The following is a 23815-nucleotide window of genomic DNA, read 5'->3' as shown; positions in this document are numbered from 1 at the left end:
TGCCGGTGAGATCACCATCTCATCGCACCGGCGCGCCGGGGCGTGGTTCAATTCCGTGCGTGAAACCGCCCGTAGCCCCCCGCAGATTCGAGTAGCGCATGGTCGAGCCGCTGCGCCCCGGCGACCCCCGGAGTATCGGCCCGTACCGGCTGGAGGGCCGGCTGGGCGCGGGCGGCATGGGGCAGGTGTTCCTCGGCGCGTCGCCGGGCGGCCGGAAGGTCGCGGTGAAGCTCATCCTCCCGGAGCTGGCGAACGCGCCGCAGTTCCGGGCCCGTTTCAAGCGCGAGGTCGACGCGGCTCGCCAGGTCGGCGGCTTCCACACGGCCCAGGTCGTCGACGCCGACCCGGACGCCGCGTCGCCCTGGCTGGTCACCGCCTTCATCCCCGGCCCCACCCTGCAACGGACCGTCACCGAAAGCGGCCCGCTCGCCCCCGACGCCGTGCTGCGCCTCGGCGCCGGGCTCGTCGAGGGACTCGCCGCCATCCACCGCTGCGGGCTCGTCCACCGCGACCTCAAACCCGGCAACGTCATCCTCGCCGACGACGGCCCCCGCATCATCGACTTCGGCGTGGCCCACGCCCCGGGCGACGCGATGACCCGCACGGGCTCGGTCATCGGCACGTACGCCTACATGTCTCCGGAACAGATACGCGCCGAGACCGTCTCCCCGGCGAGCGACGTGTTCGCCCTCGGCTCGGTCCTGGCCTTCGCCGCCGCCGGGCGCGCCCCCTTCGACGCGACGTCCGTGCCGGCCATCGTCCACCGGGTGACCGGCGAACCGCCCCGGCTCGACGGCCTGTCGGGCGAGCTGTACGAGCTGGTGGCCGCCTGCCTGGCCAAGGAGCCGGCCGACCGGCCGTCCACCGAGGACGTCCTCAACCGGCTGTCGGTCACGGGCCCCGGCACCGCGCCGCCCGTCGCGCCGTCCGACGCGCCACCCGCCTCGCCGCCGAGCACCATGCCCGTCGTCCCCGGCAAGCCGCTCGCCCGGCGGTCCGTGCTGTTCGGCGGAGCGGCGGCCGCGGTCGGGGTCGCGATACCCGGGTACTTCTTGTGGCCGAAGTCCGGTGACGGCGGGTCCAGTGACAGCAAGTCCGGTGGCGACGGGTCCGGTGGCGACGGCAAGGACCCCACCCTGCCCGTCGCACGCCTCGTAGGCCACACCAGTCAGGTGGAGTGCCTCGCCTTCGGCCCGGACGGCAGGACCCTGGCCAGCGGCGACTTCAACGGGACCGTGCGGCTGTGGGACGTCGGCACCGGCAACGCGATCACCACGTTCAAGGGGCAGGGGCACACCGGGTGGGTCATGTCCCTGGCCTTCGGCCGGGACGGGCAGACGCTGTACTCCGGAGGCTTCGACAAGACGCTGAAGGGCTGGGACGTGCGCAGCGGCCTGCCGCGCGACGTCGCCTCGTACGACGGCCAGTTCGACAGCGTCGGCTGTCTGGCGCTCTCCCCCGACGGCACGACGCTCGCCGTGGGCGTGGGCAGCAGGGTCGAGTTGATGGACCCGTCCACCGGCCGCCGTACCGTCACGTTCACCGGGCACACCGGCAGCATGCGCGGCGTCGCGTTCAGCCCCGACGGCAGGTCCGTGGCCAGCGTGGCCGCCGACACCAAGGCGAACAGCGTGGTCCTGCTGTGGGACGCCGGCACCGGGCGTGGCATCAAGAGCCTCACCGGCACCGACGGCAAGACCTTCTCCTCGGTGACGTTCAGCCCGGACGGCAGGACCGTCATGGCCTCCGGCACGGGCGTCCACCTGTGGGACGTCGGCACCGGAGACCGCGTCGCGACGCTCACGGACGCCCACCCGTACCTTGAGACGGCGGCGTACCGCCCGGGCAAGGCGGTGATCGCGGGCGCGGGCGGTGTCCGCGAGCCCAACATCAAGGACGGCACCGGCAAGACCGTCAGCCTCTGGGACGTGGCCTCCAAGCAGGTGACCACCACGCTGAAGGCCGTCATGCCCGAGTCGCGGCACGACACCTCGATCTCGAAGCTGGCGTTCAGCCCGGACGGCAAGCTGCTGGTGGCCGGGGTCAACCAGGTCGGCGCGAGCGACGAGAAGGCCACCTCGATCCAGCTCTGGAAACTCCCCTGACCTCTCTTGACCTCCTTGACCTGCTTGACCTCCCCTGATCTCCCCCGACGGACGGTATCCATGGACGCGCTGTTGCCCGACGACCCCCGCTCGGTCGGCCCCTACCGGCTGGACGGCCGGCTGGGCGCGGGCGGCATGGGACAGGTCTACGCCGGAACGTCGCCCGGCGGCCGGAGGGTGGCGGTGAAGCTGATCCGTCCGGAGCTGGCCGACACCCCGCAGTTCCGGGCCCGTTTCAAGCGCGAGGTCGACGCGGCACGGCAGGTCGGCGGCTTCCACACCGCCCAGGTCGTCGACGCGGACCCGGACGCGGCGTCCCCTTGGCTGGTCACCGCGTTCATACCGGGGCCGACGCTCCACCAGGTCGTCAGGGAGCGGGGCCCGCTCACGCCGGACGCGGTCCTGCGGCTCGGCGCGGGGCTCGCGGAAGGGCTGGCCGCCATCCACGGGTGCGGCCTCGTCCACCGCGACCTGAAGCCCGGCAACGTCATCCTCGCGGAGGACGGCCCGCGCATCATCGACTTCGGCATCGCCCGTGCGGTGGACGCCAGTTCGCTGACCGCCACCGGCGCGGTCATCGGTACGTACGCGTACATGTCGCCCGAGCAGATCCGCGCCGACCGGGCGGGCCCGGCCAGCGACGTCTTCGCGCTCGGCTCGGTACTGGGCTTCGCGGCCACGGGCCACAGCCCGTTCGACGCGCCCACGCTTCTGGCGGTCGTCCAGCGCATCCTGGACGACCCGCCCGCGCTCGACGGCCTCGACGGCGAACTGCGCCGCCTGCTGGCCGCGTGCCTCGCCAAGGAACCGACGGAACGCCCGCCGGTCACCGGCCTCCCCGCACGGTTCGCGGCCGCGGCGGACGGGGAGGCGGCCATGCCGCCGGCTTCCACGGCGGCCTCGACGCCGGGGGAACGCGGCATGCCGGTGCCTCCGGCGGAGCGCAGCGCACCATCGCACCCGGCGGAACACACCACGCCCCTCACCCCGGAGCGCACCACGCCCCTGACCCCCGGGGACCAGGCGCGGCCTGCCGCCCCCGCGGGGCGGCCCTGGCCCGCGACGGTGGCGGACCCGAGCGCGGGAGCAGGTGCGCCCCCAGGCGCGGGCGCCGCCCCGGCGGCGCCCGCCCTTCCGTACGCCGCCACGCAGGCGAACCCGTACGCCGCCCTCCGGACGAGCCCGGCGCAGCCCGCGCACGCGGGCGCGGGAGTCGCCCCGGGTGCGGGCCCGGCGGCCCCAACGGCGCCGGCCCCGACCGCCCCCACCCCGGCCGGCGGCCCCAGGGTGTCCCGGCGTGCGCTCCTCATCGGCGGCCTCTCCGTCGTCGCGACCGCCGCCGCCATCGCCGTCCCCGTCGTCCTGCTCGACGACGACTCGGGCGACCCGTCCGCCCCCGGGGCGGACGGCGCCACCCTCGACGGCGCCTCCAGCGCGCAGGAGCTCGCCTACGGACCCGACGGCAAAACACTCCTCGTCTCCGCCGGGGACGGCACCATCTGGCGCTGGGACCTGGCCGCCCGGAGCAGCACGACCTCACGGATCGGCATCGCCAAGTACGAGCAGGCCAATGTGTTCACCCGGGACGGCAAGACCCTTTTCCGGGCGGACGAGAACCGGATCCTGGCGTGGGACGTGGCCTCCGGCCGTACCACCGGCACGTTCACCGGCGTCACGAACTACCGGCTCCAGGACGGCTTCGTCAACTCCATCGACGTGGGCCCGGACGGCAGGACCCTGGCCGCGAGCACCCCGCAGGGCCTGTACCTGTGGGACATACCCTCGGGCCGCAGACTCGCCGTCCACGAGGACGTGAAGAACGGCCCGGCCGCGTTCAGCCCGGACGGCAAGACGCTGGCGACCGGAAGCCCCCTCCAGCTGCGGCGGATGCCCGACGACCGGACGCTGCTCACCGTCGACGGAACCGACGGCGGGAGGATCGCGGCGTTCAGCCCGGACGGCCAGCTCCTCGCGGCGGTGAACAGGGGCACCGTCCTGCTGTGGAACACCGCGTCCCGGCAGGAGGTCGCCACCCTCAAGGGCGACGGGGAACTCATCCAGGCCATGGCCTTCCATCCGGGTGGCCGGATCCTGGCCGCCGGCGCGATGGGCGGCAAGGTCTTCCTGTGGGACACGACATCGGGGCAGGTCACCACCACCTTCGACGCCCACGTCTCCGTCACGGCGCTGGCGTTCAGCCCGGACGGCAAGGCCCTCGCGGTGGGGCTCAGCCACGGCGCCTCCTCCGGTGGCAGGGACACCGTCCGTATCTGGCCGGTGCCCTGAGCACGCCCGCGCGCGTCACGGTATTAGCCTGCCCGTGTGAGCGAAAACGTGAGCGAGGGTGCGAACGAAGGGCGGAACGCCCCCCTGCCGTCCGGCTTCGAGCGCGGCACCGACGGCCCCAGGGTCATCGTCGTCGGTGTCGACGGCTCCGACACCTCCTGGCGCGCGGCCGCCTACGCGGCGGGCCTCGCCCGCCGGCAGAACGCCCTGCTGGCCGTCGTCTACGTCCAGCCCCTCCTCGTGGGCGGGGCCGCCCTGGGCGCCCCGGTGGCGGAGACGACCGAGCAGGTCGCCGAGGAGCTGCTGGCCGAGATCCGCGAGACGACCGAACGCCTGCGGGGCGTCCACGAGGTCCGCTGGCAGTTCCACACCTTCCGCGGCGACCCGTACACCGGGCTGGTGGAGACGGCCGACGAGCTGAAGGCGGACGCGGTGGTCGTCGGGGCGTCGGAGCAGGCGGGCCACCGCATCGTGGGCTCGGTGGCGGTCCGCCTGGTGAAGGCGGGGCGGTGGCCGGTGACGGTGGTGCCGTAAGCACCATCCCGACGTGCCGGATCTGTGGTGCCGGGCGAAGCTGAGGTGACATCCCCGCCTGATCACCGACACCACATCGGGAGGCGCCCCATGGGGCGACGCACGTACTCCGCCGCGGCCGCCGTGACCACCGTGACCGTCCTGTTCACCGGAACGGGCACGGCGCAGGCGGCCGACCACCGTCCCCGGTTCCCCAGCGAGCGGGAGATCAGGGAATTGTTCGACCGGTGGAACGCCGCCCTGGCCACCCTCGACGCGAACCGCGTCGCCGACCTCTACGCCCCGGACGCCGTACTGCTGCCGACCGTCTCCGCCGAGATCCGCAAGACCCGCGCGGCGAGAGTCGACTACTTCAAGCACTTCCTGGAGAACAAGCCCGTCGGCAGGATCCAGGAGCGCGTCATCAACATCCTCGGCCGCACGAGCGCCATCGACACGGGCCTCTACCAGTTCACGCTCACCGACAAGCAGGGCCACAGGTCCAAGGTCGACGCGCGCTACACCTTCGTCTACAAGCTGCGCGGCGGTAAATGGCTCATCATCAACCACCACTCCTCGAAGCTGCCCACGGAGTAGTTAAGGTCGGGCGATGAACAACACCGCCCTTCTGGTGATGGACGTCCAACAGGCCATCGTGGACATCGCCGACGACGGCTCCGGCTACCTGCCACGGCTGCGCGGGGCGATCGACGGGGCGCGGGCGGCGGACATCCCCGTGATCTACGTGGTCATCGCCTTGCGTCCCGGCTTCCCGGAGGTCGGCACGCGCAACAAGCCCCTCGCCGCCATCGCGCGGGCCGGCCTCTTCGTCGAGGGCGCCCCGGGCACCGGGATCCACCCCGAGGTCGCGCCCCGGCCGGGCGAGGTGGTGGTCACCAAGCGCCGGGCCAGCGCGTTCTCGGGCAGCGACCTGGACGTGGTGCTGAGGGCACGCGGCATCGACAACCTCGTGCTCACCGGCATCGCCACCAGCGCCGTGGTGCTGTCCACCCTGTGCCAGGCGAACGACCTGGACTTCGGCCTCACCGTCCTCTCCGACGGCTGCCTGGACCTCGACCCGGAGCTGCACCGGGCCCTTGTCGAGCGGCTGTTCCCGCAGTGGGCGGACGTCGTCACCGTCGACGACTGGCTGAAAGAGATCAGCACGCGCTCACCCCGGTGAGCTCGCAGGAGAGCTCCCACAGCCGTGCCGCCGCCTCCGGGTCGACGGCCCAGGGCTTGACCCCGCCGACGAGCATGTCGTCAGACGCCGCCGGCTCGGCGATGTCGCAGTCCTGACAGTAGGCGCCACCGTGGGCGTCGAGCAGCGGTGAGGTCGCCGCCCACACGGCGGTCGCCGCGCCCTGCTCGGGTGTCTTGAAACCGTCGGCCGGTCGGCCGTCGGGCGTGATCCAGCCGAGCGCCTGCCACTCCTCGCGGGGCACGTGGCGCTGCAACGGCGTGAGGATGCTGCCCGGATGCGCGGAGAAGGCCCGCAGGCCGCTCGCGGAGCCGAGCCGGTCGAGGTGCGCGGCGAAGAGGGCGTTGGCGGTCTTGGACTGCGCGTACGCGAGCCAGCGGTCGTAGCCGGTGCGGAAGTGGATGTCGTCCCAGCGGATGTCCGACAGGAAGTGGCCCGCCGAGGTCAGGGACACCACCCGGGCGCCCGGGGCGAGGGCGGGGCGGAGCCGGTTGACGAGCGCGAAGTGCCCGAGGTGGTTGACGGCGAACTGCGCCTCCCAGCCGGGGCCCACGCGGGTCTCGGGGCAGGCCATCACGCCCGCGTTGGTGATGACGACGTCGAGGGCGCGTCCGGAGTCCAGGAAGCGGTCGGAGAAGTCCCGCACGCTGTCCAGGTCGGCCAGGTCGAGCACATCGACCTCCGCCCGGGGCAGGAGGTCCGCCAGCGCCTCCTCGGCCGTCCCGGCCCGGCGCGCGGGCACGACGACCCGCGCCCCTGCGCGCACCAGGGCGCGCGTGGCCTCCAGGCCGAGCCCCGAATACCCGCCGGTGACCAGGGCGGTGGTGCCGGTCAGATCGACGCCTGCGAGCACGTCGTCGGCCGTGCTGTGCGCACCGAAGCCGGTGCCGAGCCTCTGCTGTTGGGTGATCATGCGGGGGAGGCTAGGAGCTGAAGCGCACTCCAAGTCAAGGCGCGTGCCTCCGATGGCCCACCCGCTTAGCGCCCGCGCCGCCGCTGGGGCACGGTGGGGGCATGGGCAACCACACCTACCGGGTGACCGAGATCGTCGGCTCCTCGCCGGAGAGCGTGGACGCGGCGATCCGCAACGGGATCAGCCGCGCCTCGCAGACCCTCCGGGAACTCGACTGGTTCGAGGTGACCGAGGTCCGCGGCCACCTCGAGAACGGCGCGATCGCGCACTACCAGGTCGGGATCAAGCTGGGCTTCCGGCTGGAGGACACCTGACGCACCGGCCCGCCCCGGCCCCCGTCAGCGACCGCGCCGCCGGTACTCGCGGAGCAGGACGCCCAGGGCCGCGCGCGGCGACGGGCCGGCCGATTCCCGCAGGACCAGGCCGCCCTTCGTCAGCGCCGCCTCGTTCGTGAGGAGCTCCAGCGCGAGGAAGGCCCGGACGAAGGCACGGTGAGCGGGCGGCGCCAGCTCCGGCAGCGAACGGCTGGCGAGAAGGTCCCGGCGGCTCTGCTCCAGGAGATCCCGGAGCAGCGCGCGGGAGAGCGCGGTGTCCCGCTTCCGTTCGAGATCGGAGCGCGAGACCCCGTACCGCGCCAGGATCTCCTCGGAAAGGGTGAGCCGGCCGTCCCCGAGGTCCTCGGCGAGGTCGTTGACGAAATCCAGACGCTGACTGCCGTCGATGTAGGAGCGGCACAGCGCACGGCTTTCCTCGGGGTCGGCGTCGGCCGAGAGGACGAGGCATGCCACAAGCATGAAGGCCGGAAGCGAGTACCCGTCGACGTACCGCTGATAGCCCGCCTCGTCCGCGAACCCCGCGAAGTCCCTGTCCATCGGCGCCCCGGCGAGGAACCGCTCGGCGTGCTCGCGCAGGCCGGGATGGGCGGAGGCGGTGTGCAGCAACGGGCGAAGCACGGGGTGAGTGCTGTCACCGACAGCCAGCCCGTCGCGCACTTCCTTCTCCCAGACCGTGAACCGGTCGTCACCGCCCGCCGGATCGGTGGAACTCTCCTCGGCGAGCAGATCGGTGTGATGCATGAACGCCGTGGCGGCGATGACGTGCGGGACGATCTCCGGGGGCAGCAACAGCCGTACGGCGATGTAGGCGTTCCGCTTGTAGCCCGACACGAGTTTCCGCTGGCGGGTGTAGTCGTCACGCAGACGTGGGTCATGGATGCCTGCGAGGGTGAGCGTCCTGCCCCACGTGTGCATGCTGATCGTTCTCTCCGGGAGACGGCGATGACAGCCGAGCCTAACCGCCTCGCGCGGCGCGCCCTCCCGGGCCGGGGCTCAGGCCGCCGCCGAGCGGCCGACAGCCGCCTGCTCGCGGCTGCTCGGCCCCGCGACGGCGGCCGCAGGGCGCGCACCGCCGTCCACCGACCGCAGGGCCGCCTTGGCCTCGGACGCGTACGTGTCCACGTACTCCTGCTCGGACAGCCGCCAGATCGCGTACATGATCTCGTCCGTGACGGCCCGCAGCACGGCCCGGTGGTCCTCCATGCCCGCGTACCGCGAGAAGTCCAGCGGCTCCCCGAAGCGGATGGTGATGGGGACGACGCGCGGCAGCAGTTTCCCCGTCGGCTGGGCCTCGAACGTGCCGATCATCGCGCACGGAATGACGGGCGCCCCCGACTTCAGCGCCATCGCGGCCACCCCCACCTTGCCCTTGTACAGCCGCCCGTCGTGCGAGCGCGTCCCTTCGGGGTAGATGCCGAGCAACTCGCCGGAGCCCAGCACGCCGAGGCCCGTGTCGAGCGCCGCCTGCGCCGCCTCCTTGCCGGAACGGTCGACGGGGATCGCCCCGATGCCCCGGAAGAACGCGGCAATGAGCTTGCCCTTGACGCCGCGACCGGTGAAGTACTCCATCTTTCCGAGAAACCGGATCCGGCGCTTCACCATCACCGGCATCAGGAAGTGGTCGGAGAAGGAGAGATGGTTCCCCGCGATGATCGCCGACCCGTGCGCCGGCAGATGGTGGAGGCCCTCGACCTTCGGCCGGAAGACCCACCTCAACAGCGGTATCAACACCACGTTCTTGAAGAAGTAGTAGAACACGCAGCAAGCCCCTTGTCCGAGCCGACCTGACCCCCGCGCCGACGCACAGTAGTCGGCTGCGGGGATCATGTGGAGAGTGACTATTCGGCCACTCTCGGTGATACCGACGGTAGGGCCGGTCACTCGTGCGCGTGCGCCTGCCGCTGATGGACGCCCATGCGGGCGGCGGCGTCACCCATGCGCCGCGCGTCCCCTTGCGCCTCCGCCTCGCGCCGCTGGTCCTTGATGGCGGCGCAGACGGCGCAGCGCGGCGCGGGCGGCCCGGCGGGGCGGGCGAGGAGCTCGGTGGGCTCGGGGGCCCGGATCGCCTCCTTCGGGCAGTCCCACTCGAGCCCCCCGCGAACGGGCCGGAGTTGGACGTCCGGCCCCTCACGCCCCATCAGCTGACCGATCTTGCCGGTGCGCGCGTCCACGACGATGTCCCCGATGCGGAAAGCCATGGCCAAGCCCTCGATTCCTGTCGCGTTCGGTGATCTTTCCTGCACTCCAGGCAACCGGTTGTCAGTGGGCGGCGGTACTGTGGGCCACGGTGGCCGGACTTAAACCCTTTAAACGGGGGCCATGGGCGAGGAGTTGAGTGCCTTGACGAACCGAGTGCCGAATACGGGTCTGGCGCGGCTGTACCGCGAGACCACGTGGACGCTGCGGCAGTTCGCCCGCGAGGTGAACCGCATAGGGACGGAGCGCGGCACCCCGCTCAGGTACCAGGAGCCCTCGGTCCACCAGTGGCTGAGGGGCTACGTCCCGAAGGAGGAGGCCCGCCCGCTGATCCTGGAGGCGCTGTCCCGGCGCCTGAACCGTCCGGTGACGTACGCGGAGGCGGGTTTTCCGGCGCCAGCCGGGTCCCCCGACACCGGCACGGTCGAGGGGTTGGTCGACCTCGGCCGACAGGACATGGACCCGTCGCGCCGGAGCGTGCTCGGCTACAGCCTCTTCTCGGTGGCCTTGACGGTGCCGGGCTGGCCGGACGTGGTGGGGCGGATGGAGGCCGCGCAGACGGGGCGTACGCAGCGGATAGGCATGCCCGAGGTCGACATGGTCATCGCCATGACCGAGCGCGTCTCGGAGCTCGACGACCAGTTCGGCGGGCGGCACGCGCGCCCGATGGCAGCGGCGTTCCTGGTCAATACGGTCGCCCCGTATCTCCGGACCGACGCGCCTGACGAGGTACGAAAGGCGATGATGTCGGCCGCTTCGGACCTCTGTTACCTCACGGGGTGGATGGCGGTCGATGAAGGACTTCACGGTCTGGCGCAGCAGTATTACGTCAAGGCGCTGCAATTGGCGGGTGCTTCGGAGGACCACCTGACCTTTTGCACGACGCTGCGAGGGATGAGTGTCCAGGCCGTCGACCTGGGCCACGGCCCGCAGGCGATGCGGCTGGCCGATGCCGCCGCAGCGGCATCGCCGCAGGCCGGGCCGCGCATGCGGGCGTTCCTGGCGGGCCAGCAGGCGCACGCCGCCGCGCAAACCGGCGATCGCAGCAGCGCTTTGCTATACCTCAAGGAAGCGGAAATCGCCATGGACAAGGCGGAGTCGCGGGAGAAGGCGTTCGGCTCCTACGACCCGTCATCGCTGCACTACCACATCAGCCATGTCCGCCATGAGCTGGGCGATGTACCGGGCGCGGTCGAAGCGATGCAGGAGTCCGACAAGCTGTGCCACGAGATCTATCGGCGGTCGAGAATCAAGGAGCGGGCGACTCTGGCCGAATTCCAGATGGAGATGGGCCATCTGGAGGCGGCGTGCGCCACCTGGAACGGGGCTCTCGACGAGTACCCGCTGGTGCAGAGTTCCAAGGTCGATCTGCGCATGAGGACCATGCTCGGAATGATCCGTCCCCACCTCAAGAACCCCCACGCCCGCCAACTCCACGAGCGTGCCCGGTCCGTCGTACCGGCCACGCTCACCGCGTGACCGTCACTCCTCCGCCGTCGCCGTGGCGAGCGCCTCGTCGCGTACGTCGGGGTGGGCGTGGCGGCGCAGGGCCCGGAGTTGGTCGCGCCAGGGGGCCGACCAGTGCGTGCGGCGGCCTCCCATCGCGGTGAGGGCGACCGCGAACAGGCCGGCGGCGTGGCTCCCGGCGGCGGTCAGGGCGCGGGCCGCGTGGGCGAGGGCCGCGTCGCCGGTGCGCGTGTCCAGGCGCTGGTTGAGCGAGGCGGCCGTACGGGCGGCGAGCGCGGGCCTGCCGTCGTGGCACCGGGCGAGGTGCTCGAGTTGCAGGCTCAGCGCCTCGGGGGCCGCGTACGGATCGAGGGTCCGGGTGAGGAGGTCGGCCGCCTCGGGCCCGTAGTCCCCCAGCCGGCCGAGGAGTTCGGCGACCGCCGGCGCCGCTGCCCGCACGGCACGCGGCTGCCAGGCGCTCCTCGCCGCCAGGGCGGCGATCAGGTGCCGGACGCGCCGGCGGGCGGGACGGTCGCGGTCGGGCTCCGCGTCCGGGGTGCCGGGCAGGGCGTCGGCCTCGGCCAGGGCCGTGAGGGTACGGAGGAGCGGGGCGGCGTCCGGGGAGCCGGAGGGTGCCAGGGCGACGAGGTCGCACAGCGCGTCGGCGGCCTGGCGCCAGCTCGCCCGGTTCTCCAGGTCGGTGACGGCGGCCTCCAGGAGGCGCGCGGCGTCCGGGGACCAGGGCGACCAGGTGCCGAGCGCCGGGTATCCGAGGCGTGCGACCTCGGGGTCGTCGGTGTCGCACGCGGCCCGCACGAGGGCGGCGTAGCGGGGCCGGTGGTGTTCGGGCAGGTCGTGGGGCCGGCTCGCCAGGACGGCCTTGCGGAGTTCGCTCCGCCCGGCCGCCGCCGTCTCCAGCAGCGCCCAGGCGTCTTCGTGCGCGAGCAGACTCTTCGCTACCGCCACGCACGCGGCCCGCACGTCATGGTGCTGGTCCGGGAGCGCGCACGCCTCGGCCAGGAGTGCCACCGCCTCCGGCGCGGGCAGCGCGGTGGCGGCGAGCCGGGCGGCTTCCTTCCTGCTGGTCACCTTGGTCCCGCTCGTGCTGGTGAGCAGTCGCCTGAGCTCTCCCGCCAGGGCGGAGGGGGCGACGAACCGGCTGGCGCGGGACGCGGCGGGGATCGCGACCCGGGCCCGGTCGCCGCCGGCGTGGGAGAGCAGCAGCCGCAGATGCCGCCCCGGGGTGTCCGTGCGGGCGAGGGCCGCGAGGGCGGCCTCGGCGAGCGGCACGTCACTGTTGTCGGCGAAACGCAGCAACAGTTCGGTGCCGTGTCCGGGGATCCACGCTGCCAGCCAGAGCGCGCGTACGCGCTGGTGGATCGTGAGGCCGTCGTCGGCCGCCGCGCGCGCCAGCAGCCGTGCGGCGGCGGCCTGCTGCGGCGGCGTCCAGTGCGCGGTGTCCCGGCAGACGGGCGGGAGCCAGTGGCTGCCCTCGATCAGGAACCGTCCGTACGGGGGCGTGTCGCCCAGCAGGGCGTCCAGCAGGTCGGTGCGGCGGCGCACGAGCGTCCCCCGCACGGGGGAGAGCGTGGCGGCGGACGGTTCGAGTGCGAGCAGCTCGGTGAGGCGGGCGTCCCGGGTGCGGGGGTCGTCCAGCCAGTGGGCGGCGGCCTGCTGTCCGTCGTCGGGGGTGCCGTGTTCGATCGCGCGCCGCAGCAGGGCCTGCAGCCCGGGTATGCCGTGGCCGAGCTCCTGGAGGGAGTCGGCGAGCTGGATGGTCTTCGTGAAGTCGGCCCTGTCGGCGGCGGCTTCGAGGGAGGGGCGCAGCGCGGCGAAGACCTCGTGCTCCTGGCCGGGGCGCAGGTCCTCGCGCGAGGGCACGGCGCCCCGCAGCCGGGCCAGGGTGCGCAGCGCCCAGCCCGTCGGCTCGTCGTCCCCGCCGACCTGCTCGCGCAGCAGGGCGCGGGCCAAGGTGCGCAGGGCGTGGCTCTCGGGCCAGGAGAAGTCCCGGGCCTCGACGGTGTCGGTGGTGAGGCGCTCCAGGTGGGGAGCCGCTTCGCCTGCGAACAGCCCGGGCCGGAGGTCGGCGAGCGCGGCCAGGAAGGCGGAGCGTACCGGCTGCTGCTCGTTGCGCAGCCGGTCCAGGCCGGCGAGGAGTTCCGTGACGGCGGCGGGGTCGCGGGTGAGGGCCGCGTTGCGCACGAGCAGCTTGTAGGCGTAGGCGCGCTCGGTGGGTTCGGAGCGGCGGGTGGCGGCCAGCAGTTCGGGGCGGGCCTCCGCCACCGGCAGGTGGGCCACGGCCGACAGGATCAGCTGCCAACTGCCGCCGTGCTCGCGGGCCTGCTCGGCCATGCGCCGGGCCTCGGCGTGGCGGCGGGCCCGGGGCAGCACGTCGAGGATGCCGTGCGACAGCGCGGAGTGGCTCGTGCTCCGCCCGTCCATCGCGAGGTCGTAGCACTCGGCACGCCGCGACGGCGCCATCGTCTTCAGCAGCCGGGCGAGGGCGCGGTCGTCACGGCCCATCACCCGGGCGAACGCGTCGAAGCCGGGCGGCCGGTGACGTACGAGCAGGCGCAGTACGCGCGGCTTCAGGCCGTGGAGCTCCCTGTCCTCGCGGCCCGGTGCCGTCAGGAGCCGGAGGGTGGCGTCCGGGTCGGCGGCGGCCAGCCGGCCGAGCCGCCGGTGGACGCGTTCGGGCAGCGTGCCCGGGCACAGCCGTTCCAGCAGGTCGAGCGCCTTCGAGGGCCGGGTGCCGATGGTGGCCGCCACGATGAACCCGTATGCCTGCCACCACCTCCTGCGGTGGTCCTCGGACAGCGCGGTGAGCCGGCGTTCCGCCTCGTGGAGGACGGCGTCGGGGTGGCGGTCGGCGAGTCTGCTCCAGGGGACGGCGGTGTGGAAGAGGGCGGGGAGCAGCTCCGCGACGGTGGCGGGCCCGCAGGCCGGCAGCAGCTTCGCCGCCTCGGCGTCGCCCCAGCGCTCGTGGACCGGCCGGACGAGCGCCTCCGCGACGGCCGTGCGCCGCCCCGCGACGACGGCCCGGGCGATCTCGCGGCGGACGGTCAGGGGAGCGTCGTCCAGCGCCGCCACGACGGCGGCGTCGGGGATCAGCCCCCGCCGGACGGCGGTGACGGAGTGGCCTCGGACGGCCGGATCGGGGTCGGTCAGCCGGGCCCGCAGCCAGGTGACGTCACGGCCGGCTGTCGCGGCCATGGCCGCGACGCGCCGTTCGTACGTCCCGCGCGCCGACAGTTCGGCCAGCGCCGCGCCCAGTTCCCCGCGCGCGCCGAGCTCACGGGCCCACAGGGCGATGTGACGCACGCGCTGGGGGAAGGGCAGGGGGGCGACGGCGGTGAGGAGCGCGTCGGCGAGCGCGGGGGCGGGGTTCTCGATCACGTGGCCGATTCTCGTCGTTCCCGCCCGTATCGCCAAAGGGCCGCCGGGCAAGGGGGGGCCCGAGCGGTAGGGTGCGACGATCCCCGTAGGCACGACCACGACCGAAGGACCCGCCCGGCCCATGCGCCTAGACGAGCTCGCCGAAGTGGGTCCGTTCTTCGCCCTCCGCACCGGCCTCACCGGCCGTACCGGCCGCACCGGCGAAGGCGGCCTCCCCCTCCTCCACGAGGAGACCGTGCGGCGGCGCATCACCGTCGTCGGGGAGCGGCTCGGCACGGACGACACACGCGTCGCCGCGTCGATCGCGTTCCAGGGCATCGCCGGGCGGCTGTTGTCGATCGGCCTGGGCTCCGCCGTGCTGACGGGCGAGGTCCCCGACCTCGCGGCGGGCGGCCTCCGCTGGGAGCCCGCCCGTACCGCGCCCGACGACCTGTGGCTGCCGACCCCCGTAGCGCTGCCCGGCGAGCACCTCGGCCCGGCGGTCCTGCACGGCCTGCTGGTCCCACTCCACGACCACGTCCGCGCTGTCACCCCCATCTCCTCCCCCCTCCTCTGGGGCAACGCGGGCTCGTCCCTCGCGGGCTCCTTGCGCGTCCTCCGCTCCTGGCTGCTCAGCCGTCACCGGCCCGAGGACGCCGCCCGCGCCATCGCCCTCACCCGCGCGCTGTTCACCGACCCGCTCGTGCGCGACACCGGCGAGCTGAGCATCACTCCCACCCACACCACCTTCATCCGCCGTACCTGCTGCCTCTACTACCGCGTGCCGGGCGGCGGCATGTGCGGCGACTGCGTACTACGCCACCCGCCGCGTCACTCCGCCCGTCACTCCGCCCGGCGCTGAGCCGGGGGCCACTGCCCCGGGGCGAGCACGCCGAGGACGTACGCCTTGGCCACCAGCGCCGTACGGTTGGGCACCCGCCAGCGGCGGCTGAGGCGGGTGAGGTGGTAGTTGACGCCGTCGACCGTCAGCCCGACCGCCTTGCCGATGGCCGCCGTTGTGGCCCCGGCGGCGGCGAGCTCCAGAATCCGCGCTTCCACAGCGCTCACCTCCATCGCCGGGCCGGTCGGCGTGGAGGTTTCCGCTGACCGAACGCGCAGCACGGTCAGCAGCGCCGGATACGTCGGGGACGCGTCCCCGACCGGTTCGACCACGAGCTCGCCCTCGCGCGGGGTGTCCTGTCCACCCACCGTCCAGCGCACGTCGATGGCGTAGCGGGACCGGCGGCCCAGGCGCAGGGCCTCGGTGAGCCGGTCGAGCTGTGGGGCCGCCGTGTCGCTGGGACGGAAGAGGTCCAGCAGGTTGCGGCCGCGCACCTGCCCGGGGGCGAGACCCCACTCGGCCGCCATGGCCGGGTTGACGGCGGTCACCTCGCCGTTCGCGCGGCAGATGGCGATGGGGACGGGCAGCCGGTCCATCAGCATCATGAAGTAGTTGCGCCAGGTGAAGTACGCCTCGTGCTCCGCGCTGTCCACCATTTCCGTTCCCCCTCGTTCGTACGGCGCCCGCGGCCGGCGCAAGAGCGACACGCCGCGAGTCACTGCACAATCATGCAGTGAAACGTACCGACGGTTCGGTCCGGGGAGGTGACCCTGAAGTCATGACAGCGACGTCTCTCATCACCTCCGCCGTCCCCCTGATCGACATCACGGCCGTCGGGGCCACCGACACCCCTCTTCAGCAGGTCATGCGCCTGGCCCGCCGCCACGGGCCGATATTCACCCGGCGGCTGCACGGCGCGGACCGGCTCTTCGTCACCTCCCTCGACCTGGTCTCGGAGCTGGCCGACGAGCGGCGGTTCACCAAGTCCGTGGGCCCGGCGCTGGAGAACGTCCGGGAGTTCACCGCCGACGGGCTGTTCACCGCCTACAACCACGAGGCGAACTGGGCGAAGGCGCACGACATCCTGATGCCCGCCTTCGCCCTGGGCTCGATGCGCGCCTACCACCCGGCGATGCTGCGCGTGGCCCGCCGGCTGATCGAGGCGTGGGACGGCCACCTGTCCTCGGGCACCCCTGTCGACGTGCCCGAGGACATGACGCGGATGACGCTCGACACCATCGGGCTGGCGGGGTTCGGCTACGACTTCGAGTCGTTCGCGCGGCCCGAGCCGCACCCCTTCGTCGGGGCGATGGTGCGCTGCCTGGACTGGGCGATGAACAAGCTGGGCCGGGACCCCGACGTGGACTTCACCGCCGAGGACGCGGCGTTCCGGGGGGACGCGGCGTTCCTGGCGGGCGTCGTCGACGACGTCATCGCCGCCCGTACGGCCTCCGGTGACACCCGTACCGACGATCTGCTGGGGCTGATGCTGGGTGCCCCGCACCCGTCCGACGGGACCACGCTCGACGCCGCCAACATCCGCAACCAGGTCATCACGTTCCTCATCGCGGGGCACGAGACGACGTCCGGTGCCCTGTCCTTCGCGCTCTACCACCTGCTCAAGGACCCGGTGTCGCTGCGGCTGGCGCAGCGGGAGACGGACGAGCTGTGGGGCGACGCCGAGGATCCCGAGCCGACGTTCGAGGACGTCGGGCGGCTGCGCTGGACCCGGCAGGTGCTGCTGGAGGCGCTGCGGCTGTGGCCGACGGCGGCCGCGTTCACGCGGGAGGCCCGGGAAGACACGCTGCTCGGCGGCCGGTACCCGCTGCGGGCCGGGGAGGGCGTCGCCGTGCTGACTCCGATGCTGCACCGGGACCCGGTGTGGGGTGACAACCCGGAGCTGTTCGACCCCACGCGTTTCGACCCGGCCGTGGAGGCGGCCCGCTCGCCGCACGCGTACAAGCCGTTCGGCACCGGGGAGCGGGCGTGCATCGGGCGGCAGTTCGCGCTGCACGAGGCGACGATGCTGCTGGGGATGCTGATCCACCGCTACCGGTTCGTGGACTCCGCCGGGTACCGGCTGCGGGTCAAGGAGACCCTCACGCTCAAGCCGGACGCCTTCACCCTCACTCTCGCCCGCCGTACGTCCGCCGACCGGGCCGTGAACCGGGCGGCGCTGCCGGGCTCGGCGCGCACGGAGACCGTCCGGGCGGAGAAGGGCGAAGGCGGGCCCGCCCGGGCCCGCGCCGGCACGGGGCTCCTGATCCTCCACGGCTCCAACTACGGCACGTGCCGCGAGCTGGCCCGGGACCTCGCGGACGAGGCGACGCGGCTGGGCTTCGACGCGTCCGCCGCGCCGCTCGACGAGCGTGCGGGGGCGCTGCCCACGGATTCGCCGGTGGTGCTCGTCGCCGCGTCGTACAACGGCCGTCCGACGGACGACGCGGCCCGCTTCATGGAGTGGGCCGAACGCACAACCGACCCCGGGGCCGCGGACGGCGTCCACTACGCCGTCCTGGGCGTCGGCGACCGCAACTGGGCCGCCACCTATCAGCGCGTTCCCACCCTCTTGGACAAGCGGCTGGCCGCGCTCGGCGGCACCCGGCTGCTGCCGCGCGCCGAGGCCGACGCGTCCGGTGATCTCACCGGCGCCGTGGCGGACTTCACCCGCTCGCTGTTCCGAACACTCCTGGAACGCCACGGAGACCCGGAGAGCGTGGGGACGGCCGCATCCCAGGAAACCCACGGCCCCACCTACGAGGTCACCGAGGTCTCCGGCGGCCCGCTGACCGCCCTGGCCGGGCGCCACGGAATGGTGCCGATGACCGTCACCGAGGCGTACGAGCTCACCGACCCGGCCCACCCGCGCACCAAGCGTTTCCTGCGGCTGGCGCTGCCGGAAGGGGTCACGTACCGCACCGCCGACCACCTGGCCGTGCTGCCCGCCAACGACGCGTCCCTCGTCGCCCGCGCGGCCGCGCTCTTCGGCGCGGACCTCGACACGGTCCTGTCGCTGCGGCCGCGCCGCTCGGGCCGCGACACCCTCCCCGTCGACCGGCCGCTGACCGTGCGCGAACTCCTCACCCACCATCTGGAACTGGCGCAGCGCCCCACAGCCCGCCAGCTGGCGGCGCTGGCGGAGCGCAACCCGTGCCCGCCCGAGCGGACTTCCCTGGAGGCAGTCACCGCCGACGACCCGCGCTCGACGCTGGAGCTGATCGAGGACCATCCCGCCCTGCGCGGCGTCCTGGGCGCGGCGGCCCTGCCCGAGCTCCTGTCGCCGCTGCGGCCGCGCACGTACTCCATCTCCTCCTCCCCCGCCGTGGACGCCCGGCACGCCGACCTGATGGTGTCCGTACTGGAGGGCCCGGCGCGCTCGGGCCGGGGTGTGTTCACGGGAACGGCATCCAATCACCTGGCCACGCTGCGGCCGGGCGACACGGTGCTGGCCCGCGTCCAGCCGTGCCGTGAGGCATTCCGAATCCCGATGGACACCCGCACTCCGGTGGTGATGGTCGCTGCCGGAACAGGGCTGGCCCCCTTCCGGGGAACGATCGCCGACCGTACCGCCCTCGCGGCGACGGGCACCGAACTCGCCCCGGCGATGCTCTACTTCGGCTGTGACGCCCCGGACGCGGACTTCCTCCACTCGGCCGAACTCCGCGCCGCCGAGGACGCGGGAGCCGTGTCCGTGCGCCCGGCGTTCAGCGAACGCCCGGAGGCGGGCGGCGGCCCGTACGTGCAGCACCGGCTCGCCGCCGAGGGCGACGAGGTGTGGTCGCTGCTGGAGGCGGGGGCGCGGGTGTACGTCTGTGGTGACGGCGCCCGCATGGCGCCGGGCGTCCGGGCCGCGCTGCGCGACCTGTGCGCCCGCCGGACGGGCGCGGACGCCCGGGCCGCCGACGCGTGGCTGCGCGAACTGACGGACGCGGGCCGGTACGTCGAGGACGTGTACGCGGCGGGGTGAGCCCCGCGCGCGTCCACCCCGCCTCGAACCGACCGGCGACGCGGCAGGGCCGCAGCGGCTACGCTGCGGCCCTGAGCCGGGCGACACACGCGGCCGGACAGCGGCTTCACGGGGGACAGGGGAATCGGTGAGCAGGACAAGCATCGGCCGCCGCAGGGTACTGGCCGTCCTGGCCGGCGCGGCCCTGCTGCCGGTGACGGGTTGCGGAAACGACTCGTCACCGCAGGCGAAAGCCTCCGAGCCGCCACCGGCCGCCCGGTCCGGCCCCGACACCACCATCATGATCATCCGACATGGGGAGAAGCCGCGCGGCAGCACGCGCGGGATGGACGAGCACGGCGAGCCGGACAAGAAGTCGCTGACGCGGCGCGGCTGGGAACGGGCCGGGGCCCTCCCGAAGCTGTTCGCACCCGCGACGGGTGCCTCCGGTCAGGCCGGGCTGCCCCGCCCCTCCACCATCTTCGCCGCCGCCGACTACGGCCCCAACGCGGGCTCCCACCGCATGCGGCAGACCGTCACCCCGCTGTCGGAGGAGTTCAGCCTGCCGGTCAACACCTCCTTCTCCGAGACGGAGGAGGCGAAGCTGGCCACCGCCGCGCTGACGTCGCCGAGCCCCGTCCTCATCTGCTGGGAGCACTCCAGGATCGCGGACATCGTCAAGGGGCTGGGCGCGGCCGGCGCGCCCGGGGTGCCGAAGTCCTGGCCGGACCGGTTCGACCTGGTCTGGGTGCTGACCCGGCGGGGTGGCGTCTGGTCCTTCCGGTCCGTCCCGCAACACCTGCTGCCCGGCGACGCGGACCCCACCGAGCCGCCCAAGTGACTCCACGTCAGTTGCCGTAGCCTACCGACCGTTCACATCGGCACATGGACGGGGACGAACGGAAAATGACCATACGCAGCGGAATGATCGCGTCCGTGACGGCGGCGCTCCTGGCGATACCGGCGGCGGCGACGGACGCGGCCGCCGCGGAGCCCTCGGCGTCGTACGCGGCCACCACGTCGGTGGGCGTGCACAACGCCTACGAGAAGGCCAAGTACCCGTACTTCGCCGACGCCCTCGACTCCGGGGCCGCCCTCCTCGAACTGGACGTGTGGTCCAACGGCTTCGGCGGTCGCGCCTTCCGCGTCTCCCACGCCAACCCGGTCGCGAACGACAACAACTGCGAGGGCGCCACCTCCGCCGCCCGACTCCGCACGGGCTCCCGCAACCAGCCGCTGTCCGGCTGTCTCGCCGACATCCGCGCCTGGCACGACGCCCACCCGGACCACCGGCCGGTACTGCTCAAGGTCGAGATGAAGGACGGCTTCAACGCCAACAGCGGACGCGGCCCGGCCGAGCTCGACGCCCTCCTGACGGCGAAGCTCGGCGACGCCCTCTACCGCCCGGGCGACCTGCTCGGCAAGCACGCGAACCTCGACGAGGCCGTCCAGGCCGGTGGCTGGCCCGCGCGCTCGGCGCTCGCGGGCAAGTTCATCGTCGAGCTCATCCCCGGCACGGTCGAGGAGGGCAACCCGGCGGACCGGCTGTGGACGGACCGCGAATACGCCACGCACCTGCGCGACCTCGCCGCCGCCGGGCGGATCGGGTCGGCCGCGGCGTTCCCGGCGGTGCACGGGGCGGTGGCCGGCGACCCTCGGACGCGGTACGCCGACGCGTCGATCCGGCCGTGGTTCGTCCTCTTCGACGGGGACGCGGCGACGTATGTGAACGGCGGGATCGACACGGGGTGGTACGACCGTCGTCACTACCTCGTCGTAATGACCGACGCGCACAAGGTTCCTCCGGCGATTGACATCACCCGGCCGACGGAGGCGCAGGCGCGCGAGCGGGTTTCGCTCGTGGCGCGGGCGCATGCGAGTTTCGCCACGGCGGACTGGTATCCGCTGCCGGGCGTCTTGTCGACGGTGGTGTCGCGCGGCTGACCGCCGCCGGGGTTTTCCGCGCCTTCGGCGCGGTTCTACCCCACCCACCCGCCCGATTACCCGGAACCGGATTGCCCGGGTAGGGGGCGGGCCGACGGGGGCACGCCCGGGGTGACGTGAGGGGGCGGGGTGGGGTGGATGGGCCCTGGTAGGGGCGTAAGGAGCTCTTCGCCGCTGGAGCCCAATGCGGGGCACCCTACCCGTGATACCAGGCACCGCGAAGAGCTCAGCCCCGTAAGGGCCCGTCCACCCCACCCCGCCCCCGACCCACATCACCCGATCAGCCTGTCCCGCGTCCTTGACTCCCCCACGCGCCCACGCGAGCCTCAGGCGCATGACACGTCGCAGGAGAGTGGCGGTGCTCGCCTTGACGGCGATGCTGGGTGCCGGAACGCCGGCAAAGGCGACCGCCCCCGACGGCGACCTCACCAGCCTCGTCAACCCCTTCATCGGCACCGAGAACGAAGGCAACACCTTCCCCGGCGCCGCCGTCCCCTTCGGCATGGTCCAGCTCTCCCCCGACACCGGCCACAACACCGGCTACGACTACAAGGACCACCACATCCGCGGCTTCAGCACCGTCCACCTCTCCGGTGTCGGCTGCCGCATCGGCGGCGACCTCCCCGTGCTGCCGACCACCGGCGAGGTCACCCAGACCGACAACGCCCGCTACGCCGCCGAGTTCAGCCACAAGAACGAAACCGCCCGCCCGGGCTACTACCGGGTGCGCCTCGGCCCGCACGGCGGCGACGGCGGGATCACCGCCGAGCTGACGGCCACCGCCCGCACCGGACGGCAGCGCTACACGTTCCCCGCGACCGAGCAGGCGAACGTCCTGTTCAACGCGGGCCAGTCGCTGCACCGGCCGGTCTCCAGCTCCGTCCAGGTCGTCGACAGCCGTACCGTCCGCACCACCATCACCGGCCGCGGCTTCTGCCAGGACACCCGCCCGTACACCGTGTACACGATCACCCGCTTCGACCGCCCCTTCCGCGCCTACGGCACGTGGAAGGACGACCGGGTGACGAAGAACTCGCGCTCCTCCTCCGCCGCCACCGGCCGCAACGGCGCATGGGTGCGCTTCGACACCACCGACGACCGCGAGGTGGAGGCGACCACGGCGATCAGCTACGTGGACGCGGCGGGCGCGGAGCGCAACCTGCGCGCCGAGGAGGACGACTTCGACCGCACGGCGGACGCCGCGCAGGAGGCGTGGGAACGACGGCTGCGGGACGTGGAGACGCAGGGCGGCAGCAGAACACTACGCCGCACGTTCTACTCGTCCCTCTACCGCTCCTTCCTCTCCCCCAACATCGGCAGCGACACCGACGGCCGCTACACCGGCTGGGACCAGCGCGTCCATCGCGCGCGGGGCTTCACCTACTACCAGAACTGGTCGCTGTGGGACACGTACCGCACCCAGGCCCAGCTCCTGGCCCTCCTCGCCCCGCGCGAGGCGAGGGACATGGCCCTGTCCGTACTGCGCGTCGACGCGGAGGGCGGCTGGCTGCCGAAGTGGGGCTACGGGACGGTCGAGACGAACATCATGACCGGTGACCCGGTGACGCCGTACCTCACCAACGCGTTCCACCACGGCCTCCTGGCGGGCCACGAGGAGGAGGCGTACCGCGCGCTCAAGCGGAACGCGGACGGGGTGCCTCCGCCGGGGAACCCGGGGGTCGGCAGGGAGGGCAACGCCCAGTACCTGAGGAACGGTTACGTGCCGTACCTGCCCGACCGGCAGCGGAGCAAGCCGGGCGACTCGGACTTCCACGAGGGCGCCTCGGCGACGCTGGAGTACGCGCTGGCCGACGGGGCGCTGGCGAGGATGGCGCGGGACCTGGGCCATCGCGAGGACGCGCGCCGCTACACGGCCCGCTCCCGCGACTACCGCAACCTCTTCGACAAACAAACGGGCTTCTTCCGGCCGCGCGGCGCCGACGGCGCGTTCGCGGGGTCGGCCGACCCGGCGAAGAGCCCGGGGTTCCACGAGGGCACGGCGTGGCAGTACCAGTGGCTGGTGCCGCAGGACCTGCCGGGGCTGGTGGAGCTGATCGGCGGCAAGGACAAGGCGGACCGCCGCCTGGATTCCTTCTTCGCCTACGACAGGCTGCTGACGGACCCGGCGCGCACCGCCCGCGAGGTGTGGGTGAACGGCCCGTACGACTACTACAACGCCGACAAGTACAACCCGCAGAACGAGCCGGACCTGATCGCCCCGTACACCTACCTCTCCACGGGCCGACCGTGGAAGACGACGGACGTGGTGCACGCGGCGCTGACGCTCTTCACGGACACCCCGGACGGCATGACGGGCAACGACGACCTGGGGACGATGTCGGCGTGGATGGTGCTGTCGGCCATCGGGGTGTACCCGGTGCAGCCGGGGGCGGACGTGTGGGGCCTGAGCACCCCGGTGTTCGAGCGGGTGGACCTGCGGCTGGACCGGCGCTTCTACCCGCGGGGCCGGTTCACGGTGAGCGCGCCGGGCACCTCGCGCACGGACCGGTACGTCCGCTCGGTGCGGCTGGACGGGGAGGCGTACGACCGGACGTATGTGACGACGCGGGCGATCCGCGAGGGCGAGCGGCTGGACTTCCGGGTCGGGCCGCGGCCCGGCGACTGGGGGACGGGCGCCGCGGCGGTGCCGCCCGCCATCGGCTGATCCCCGGGGCCGGTACGGGGCGGCGGCTTCCGTCGGCGCCCGCGCCCGC

General features: G+C 73.2%; 18 protein-coding genes. 12 read left to right on the top strand and 6 right to left on the bottom strand.

The window, feature by feature from the left end; genetic code table 11:
- Positions 1 to 98: 98 nt before the first annotated feature.
- The 5 genes from ACX9I7_RS12110 (at position 99) to ACX9I7_RS12090 (ending at position 6087) form a co-directional block, all read left to right on the top strand.
- Positions 99 to 2105, top strand: coding sequence for a WD40 repeat domain-containing serine/threonine protein kinase (locus ACX9I7_RS12110; RefSeq protein ID WP_459387302.1), 2007 nt, complete (start codon positions 99 to 101; stop codon positions 2103 to 2105).
- Positions 2106 to 2165: 60 nt separating this feature from the next.
- Complete coding sequence (locus ACX9I7_RS12105; RefSeq protein ID WP_459387301.1) at positions 2166 to 4391, top strand: WD40 repeat domain-containing serine/threonine protein kinase; 2226 nt, start codon at positions 2166 to 2168, stop codon at positions 4389 to 4391.
- 84 nt (positions 4392 to 4475) lie between these two features.
- Entirely contained in the window at positions 4476 to 4925 is a 450-nt protein-coding gene (locus ACX9I7_RS12100; RefSeq protein WP_126918338.1) for a universal stress protein, read from the top strand.
- A 90-nt stretch (positions 4926 to 5015) separates the two neighbouring features.
- A complete protein-coding gene (locus ACX9I7_RS12095) occupies positions 5016 to 5501 on the top strand; it encodes an SgcJ/EcaC family oxidoreductase (RefSeq protein ID WP_387567796.1) in 486 nt (161 codons plus the stop codon).
- Between the two features lie 13 nt (positions 5502 to 5514).
- Complete coding sequence (locus ACX9I7_RS12090) at positions 5515 to 6087, top strand: cysteine hydrolase family protein (protein WP_358621745.1); 573 nt, start codon at positions 5515 to 5517, stop codon at positions 6085 to 6087.
- Here ACX9I7_RS12090 and ACX9I7_RS12085 read toward each other — a convergent pair.
- Positions 6065 to 7018, bottom strand: coding sequence for an SDR family NAD(P)-dependent oxidoreductase (locus tag ACX9I7_RS12085; RefSeq protein ID WP_459387300.1), 954 nt, complete (start codon positions 7016 to 7018; stop codon positions 6065 to 6067). The genes ACX9I7_RS12090 and ACX9I7_RS12085 overlap by 23 nt on opposite strands.
- A 101-nt stretch (positions 7019 to 7119) precedes the next feature.
- On the opposite strand from ACX9I7_RS12085, the gene ACX9I7_RS12080 reads away from it, so the two are divergent.
- Positions 7120 to 7332: a dodecin gene (locus ACX9I7_RS12080; RefSeq protein WP_126917008.1), complete on the top strand. Its 213-nt coding sequence runs from the start codon at positions 7120 to 7122 to the stop codon at positions 7330 to 7332.
- Between the two features lie 24 nt (positions 7333 to 7356).
- Here ACX9I7_RS12080 and ACX9I7_RS12075 read toward each other — a convergent pair whose 3' ends face one another.
- From ACX9I7_RS12075 to ACX9I7_RS12065, 3 genes are all read right to left on the bottom strand, one after another.
- Entirely contained in the window at positions 7357 to 8268 is a 912-nt protein-coding gene (locus ACX9I7_RS12075; protein WP_459387299.1) for a phytoene/squalene synthase family protein, read from the bottom strand.
- A gap of 78 nt (positions 8269 to 8346) precedes the next feature.
- Positions 8347 to 9111, bottom strand: coding sequence for a lysophospholipid acyltransferase family protein (locus tag ACX9I7_RS12070; RefSeq protein ID WP_358621752.1), 765 nt, complete (start codon positions 9109 to 9111; stop codon positions 8347 to 8349).
- Between the two features lie 119 nt (positions 9112 to 9230).
- Positions 9231 to 9551 carry a hypothetical protein gene (locus ACX9I7_RS12065; protein WP_358621920.1) on the bottom strand — a complete coding sequence of 107 codons (321 nt, stop codon included), beginning with the start codon at positions 9549 to 9551 and terminating at the stop codon, positions 9231 to 9233.
- A gap of 121 nt (positions 9552 to 9672) precedes the next feature.
- Here ACX9I7_RS12065 and ACX9I7_RS12060 point away from each other — a divergent pair, with 121 nt between their 5' ends.
- Positions 9673 to 11028 (top strand): tetratricopeptide repeat protein, encoded by a 1356-nt coding sequence (locus ACX9I7_RS12060; RefSeq protein WP_459387298.1) that lies wholly within the window; start codon positions 9673 to 9675, stop codon positions 11026 to 11028.
- A 3-nt stretch (positions 11029 to 11031) separates the two neighbouring features.
- Here the strand turns inward: ACX9I7_RS12060 and ACX9I7_RS12055 are convergent, their stop codons facing one another.
- On the bottom strand, positions 11032 to 14391 hold the full coding sequence (locus ACX9I7_RS12055) for a hypothetical protein (protein ID WP_459387297.1): 3360 nt from the start codon (positions 14389 to 14391) through the stop codon (positions 11032 to 11034).
- Positions 14392 to 14512: 121 nt separating this feature from the next.
- On the opposite strand from ACX9I7_RS12055, the gene ACX9I7_RS12050 reads away from it, so the two are divergent.
- Positions 14513 to 15232 carry a (2Fe-2S)-binding protein gene (locus ACX9I7_RS12050; RefSeq protein ID WP_459387296.1) on the top strand — a complete coding sequence of 240 codons (720 nt, stop codon included), beginning with the start codon at positions 14513 to 14515 and terminating at the stop codon, positions 15230 to 15232.
- Here ACX9I7_RS12050 and ACX9I7_RS12045 read toward each other — a convergent pair.
- On the bottom strand, positions 15214 to 15867 hold the full coding sequence (locus ACX9I7_RS12045; protein WP_459387295.1) for a PAS domain-containing protein: 654 nt from the start codon (positions 15865 to 15867) through the stop codon (positions 15214 to 15216). The genes ACX9I7_RS12050 and ACX9I7_RS12045 overlap by 19 nt on opposite strands.
- 122 nt (positions 15868 to 15989) lie before the next feature.
- Between ACX9I7_RS12045 and ACX9I7_RS12040 the strand changes: the two genes are divergently transcribed.
- The 4 genes from ACX9I7_RS12040 (at position 15990) to ACX9I7_RS12025 (ending at position 23766) form a co-directional block, all read left to right on the top strand.
- On the top strand, positions 15990 to 19178 hold the full coding sequence (locus tag ACX9I7_RS12040; protein ID WP_459387294.1) for a bifunctional cytochrome P450/NADPH--P450 reductase: 3189 nt from the start codon (positions 15990 to 15992) through the stop codon (positions 19176 to 19178).
- Between the two features lie 127 nt (positions 19179 to 19305).
- Complete coding sequence (locus tag ACX9I7_RS12035; protein WP_387567774.1) at positions 19306 to 19998, top strand: hypothetical protein; 693 nt, start codon at positions 19306 to 19308, stop codon at positions 19996 to 19998.
- Positions 19999 to 20081: 83 nt separating this feature from the next.
- Positions 20082 to 21101, top strand: a complete 1020-nt coding sequence (locus tag ACX9I7_RS12030; RefSeq protein WP_387568382.1) for a phosphatidylinositol-specific phospholipase C domain-containing protein — start codon at positions 20082 to 20084, stop codon at positions 21099 to 21101.
- A 334-nt stretch (positions 21102 to 21435) separates the two neighbouring features.
- A complete protein-coding gene (locus ACX9I7_RS12025; RefSeq protein ID WP_459387293.1) occupies positions 21436 to 23766 on the top strand; it encodes a GH92 family glycosyl hydrolase in 2331 nt (776 codons plus the stop codon).
- The last annotated feature ends 49 nt before the right edge of the window (positions 23767 to 23815 follow it).

The organism is Streptomyces sp. L500 (genome assembly GCF_054551825.1).
This window is presented reverse-complemented; position numbering and strand designations above follow the sequence as displayed.

Excerpts from the sequence above, each read along its gene's own strand:
- ACX9I7_RS12050 (WP_459387296.1), top strand. The coding sequence starts at position 14,513 with ATGCGCCTAGACGAGCTCGCCGAAGTGGGTCCGTTCTTCGCCCTCCGC.
- ACX9I7_RS12040 (WP_459387294.1), top strand. The coding sequence starts at position 15,990 with ATGACAGCGACGTCTCTCATCACCTCCGCCGTCCCCCTGATCGACATC.
- ACX9I7_RS12110 (WP_459387302.1), top strand. The coding sequence starts at position 99 with ATGGTCGAGCCGCTGCGCCCCGGCGACCCCCGGAGTATCGGCCCGTAC.
- ACX9I7_RS12030 (WP_387568382.1), top strand. The coding sequence starts at position 20,082 with ATGATCGCGTCCGTGACGGCGGCGCTCCTGGCGATACCGGCGGCGGCG.
- ACX9I7_RS12065 (WP_358621920.1), bottom strand. The coding sequence starts at position 9,551 with ATGGCTTTCCGCATCGGGGACATCGTCGTGGACGCGCGCACCGGCAAG.
- ACX9I7_RS12090 (WP_358621745.1), top strand. The coding sequence starts at position 5,515 with ATGAACAACACCGCCCTTCTGGTGATGGACGTCCAACAGGCCATCGTG.
- ACX9I7_RS12025 (WP_459387293.1), top strand. The coding sequence starts at position 21,436 with ATGACACGTCGCAGGAGAGTGGCGGTGCTCGCCTTGACGGCGATGCTG.
- ACX9I7_RS12075 (WP_459387299.1), bottom strand. The coding sequence starts at position 8,268 with ATGCACACGTGGGGCAGGACGCTCACCCTCGCAGGCATCCATGACCCA.
- ACX9I7_RS12085 (WP_459387300.1), bottom strand. The coding sequence starts at position 7,018 with ATGATCACCCAACAGCAGAGGCTCGGCACCGGCTTCGGTGCGCACAGC.
- ACX9I7_RS12080 (WP_126917008.1), top strand. The coding sequence starts at position 7,120 with ATGGGCAACCACACCTACCGGGTGACCGAGATCGTCGGCTCCTCGCCG.
- ACX9I7_RS12045 (WP_459387295.1), bottom strand. The coding sequence starts at position 15,867 with ATGGTGGACAGCGCGGAGCACGAGGCGTACTTCACCTGGCGCAACTAC.
- ACX9I7_RS12095 (WP_387567796.1), top strand. The coding sequence starts at position 5,016 with ATGGGGCGACGCACGTACTCCGCCGCGGCCGCCGTGACCACCGTGACC.
- ACX9I7_RS12060 (WP_459387298.1), top strand. The coding sequence starts at position 9,673 with ATGGGCGAGGAGTTGAGTGCCTTGACGAACCGAGTGCCGAATACGGGT.
- ACX9I7_RS12105 (WP_459387301.1), top strand. The coding sequence starts at position 2,166 with ATGGACGCGCTGTTGCCCGACGACCCCCGCTCGGTCGGCCCCTACCGG.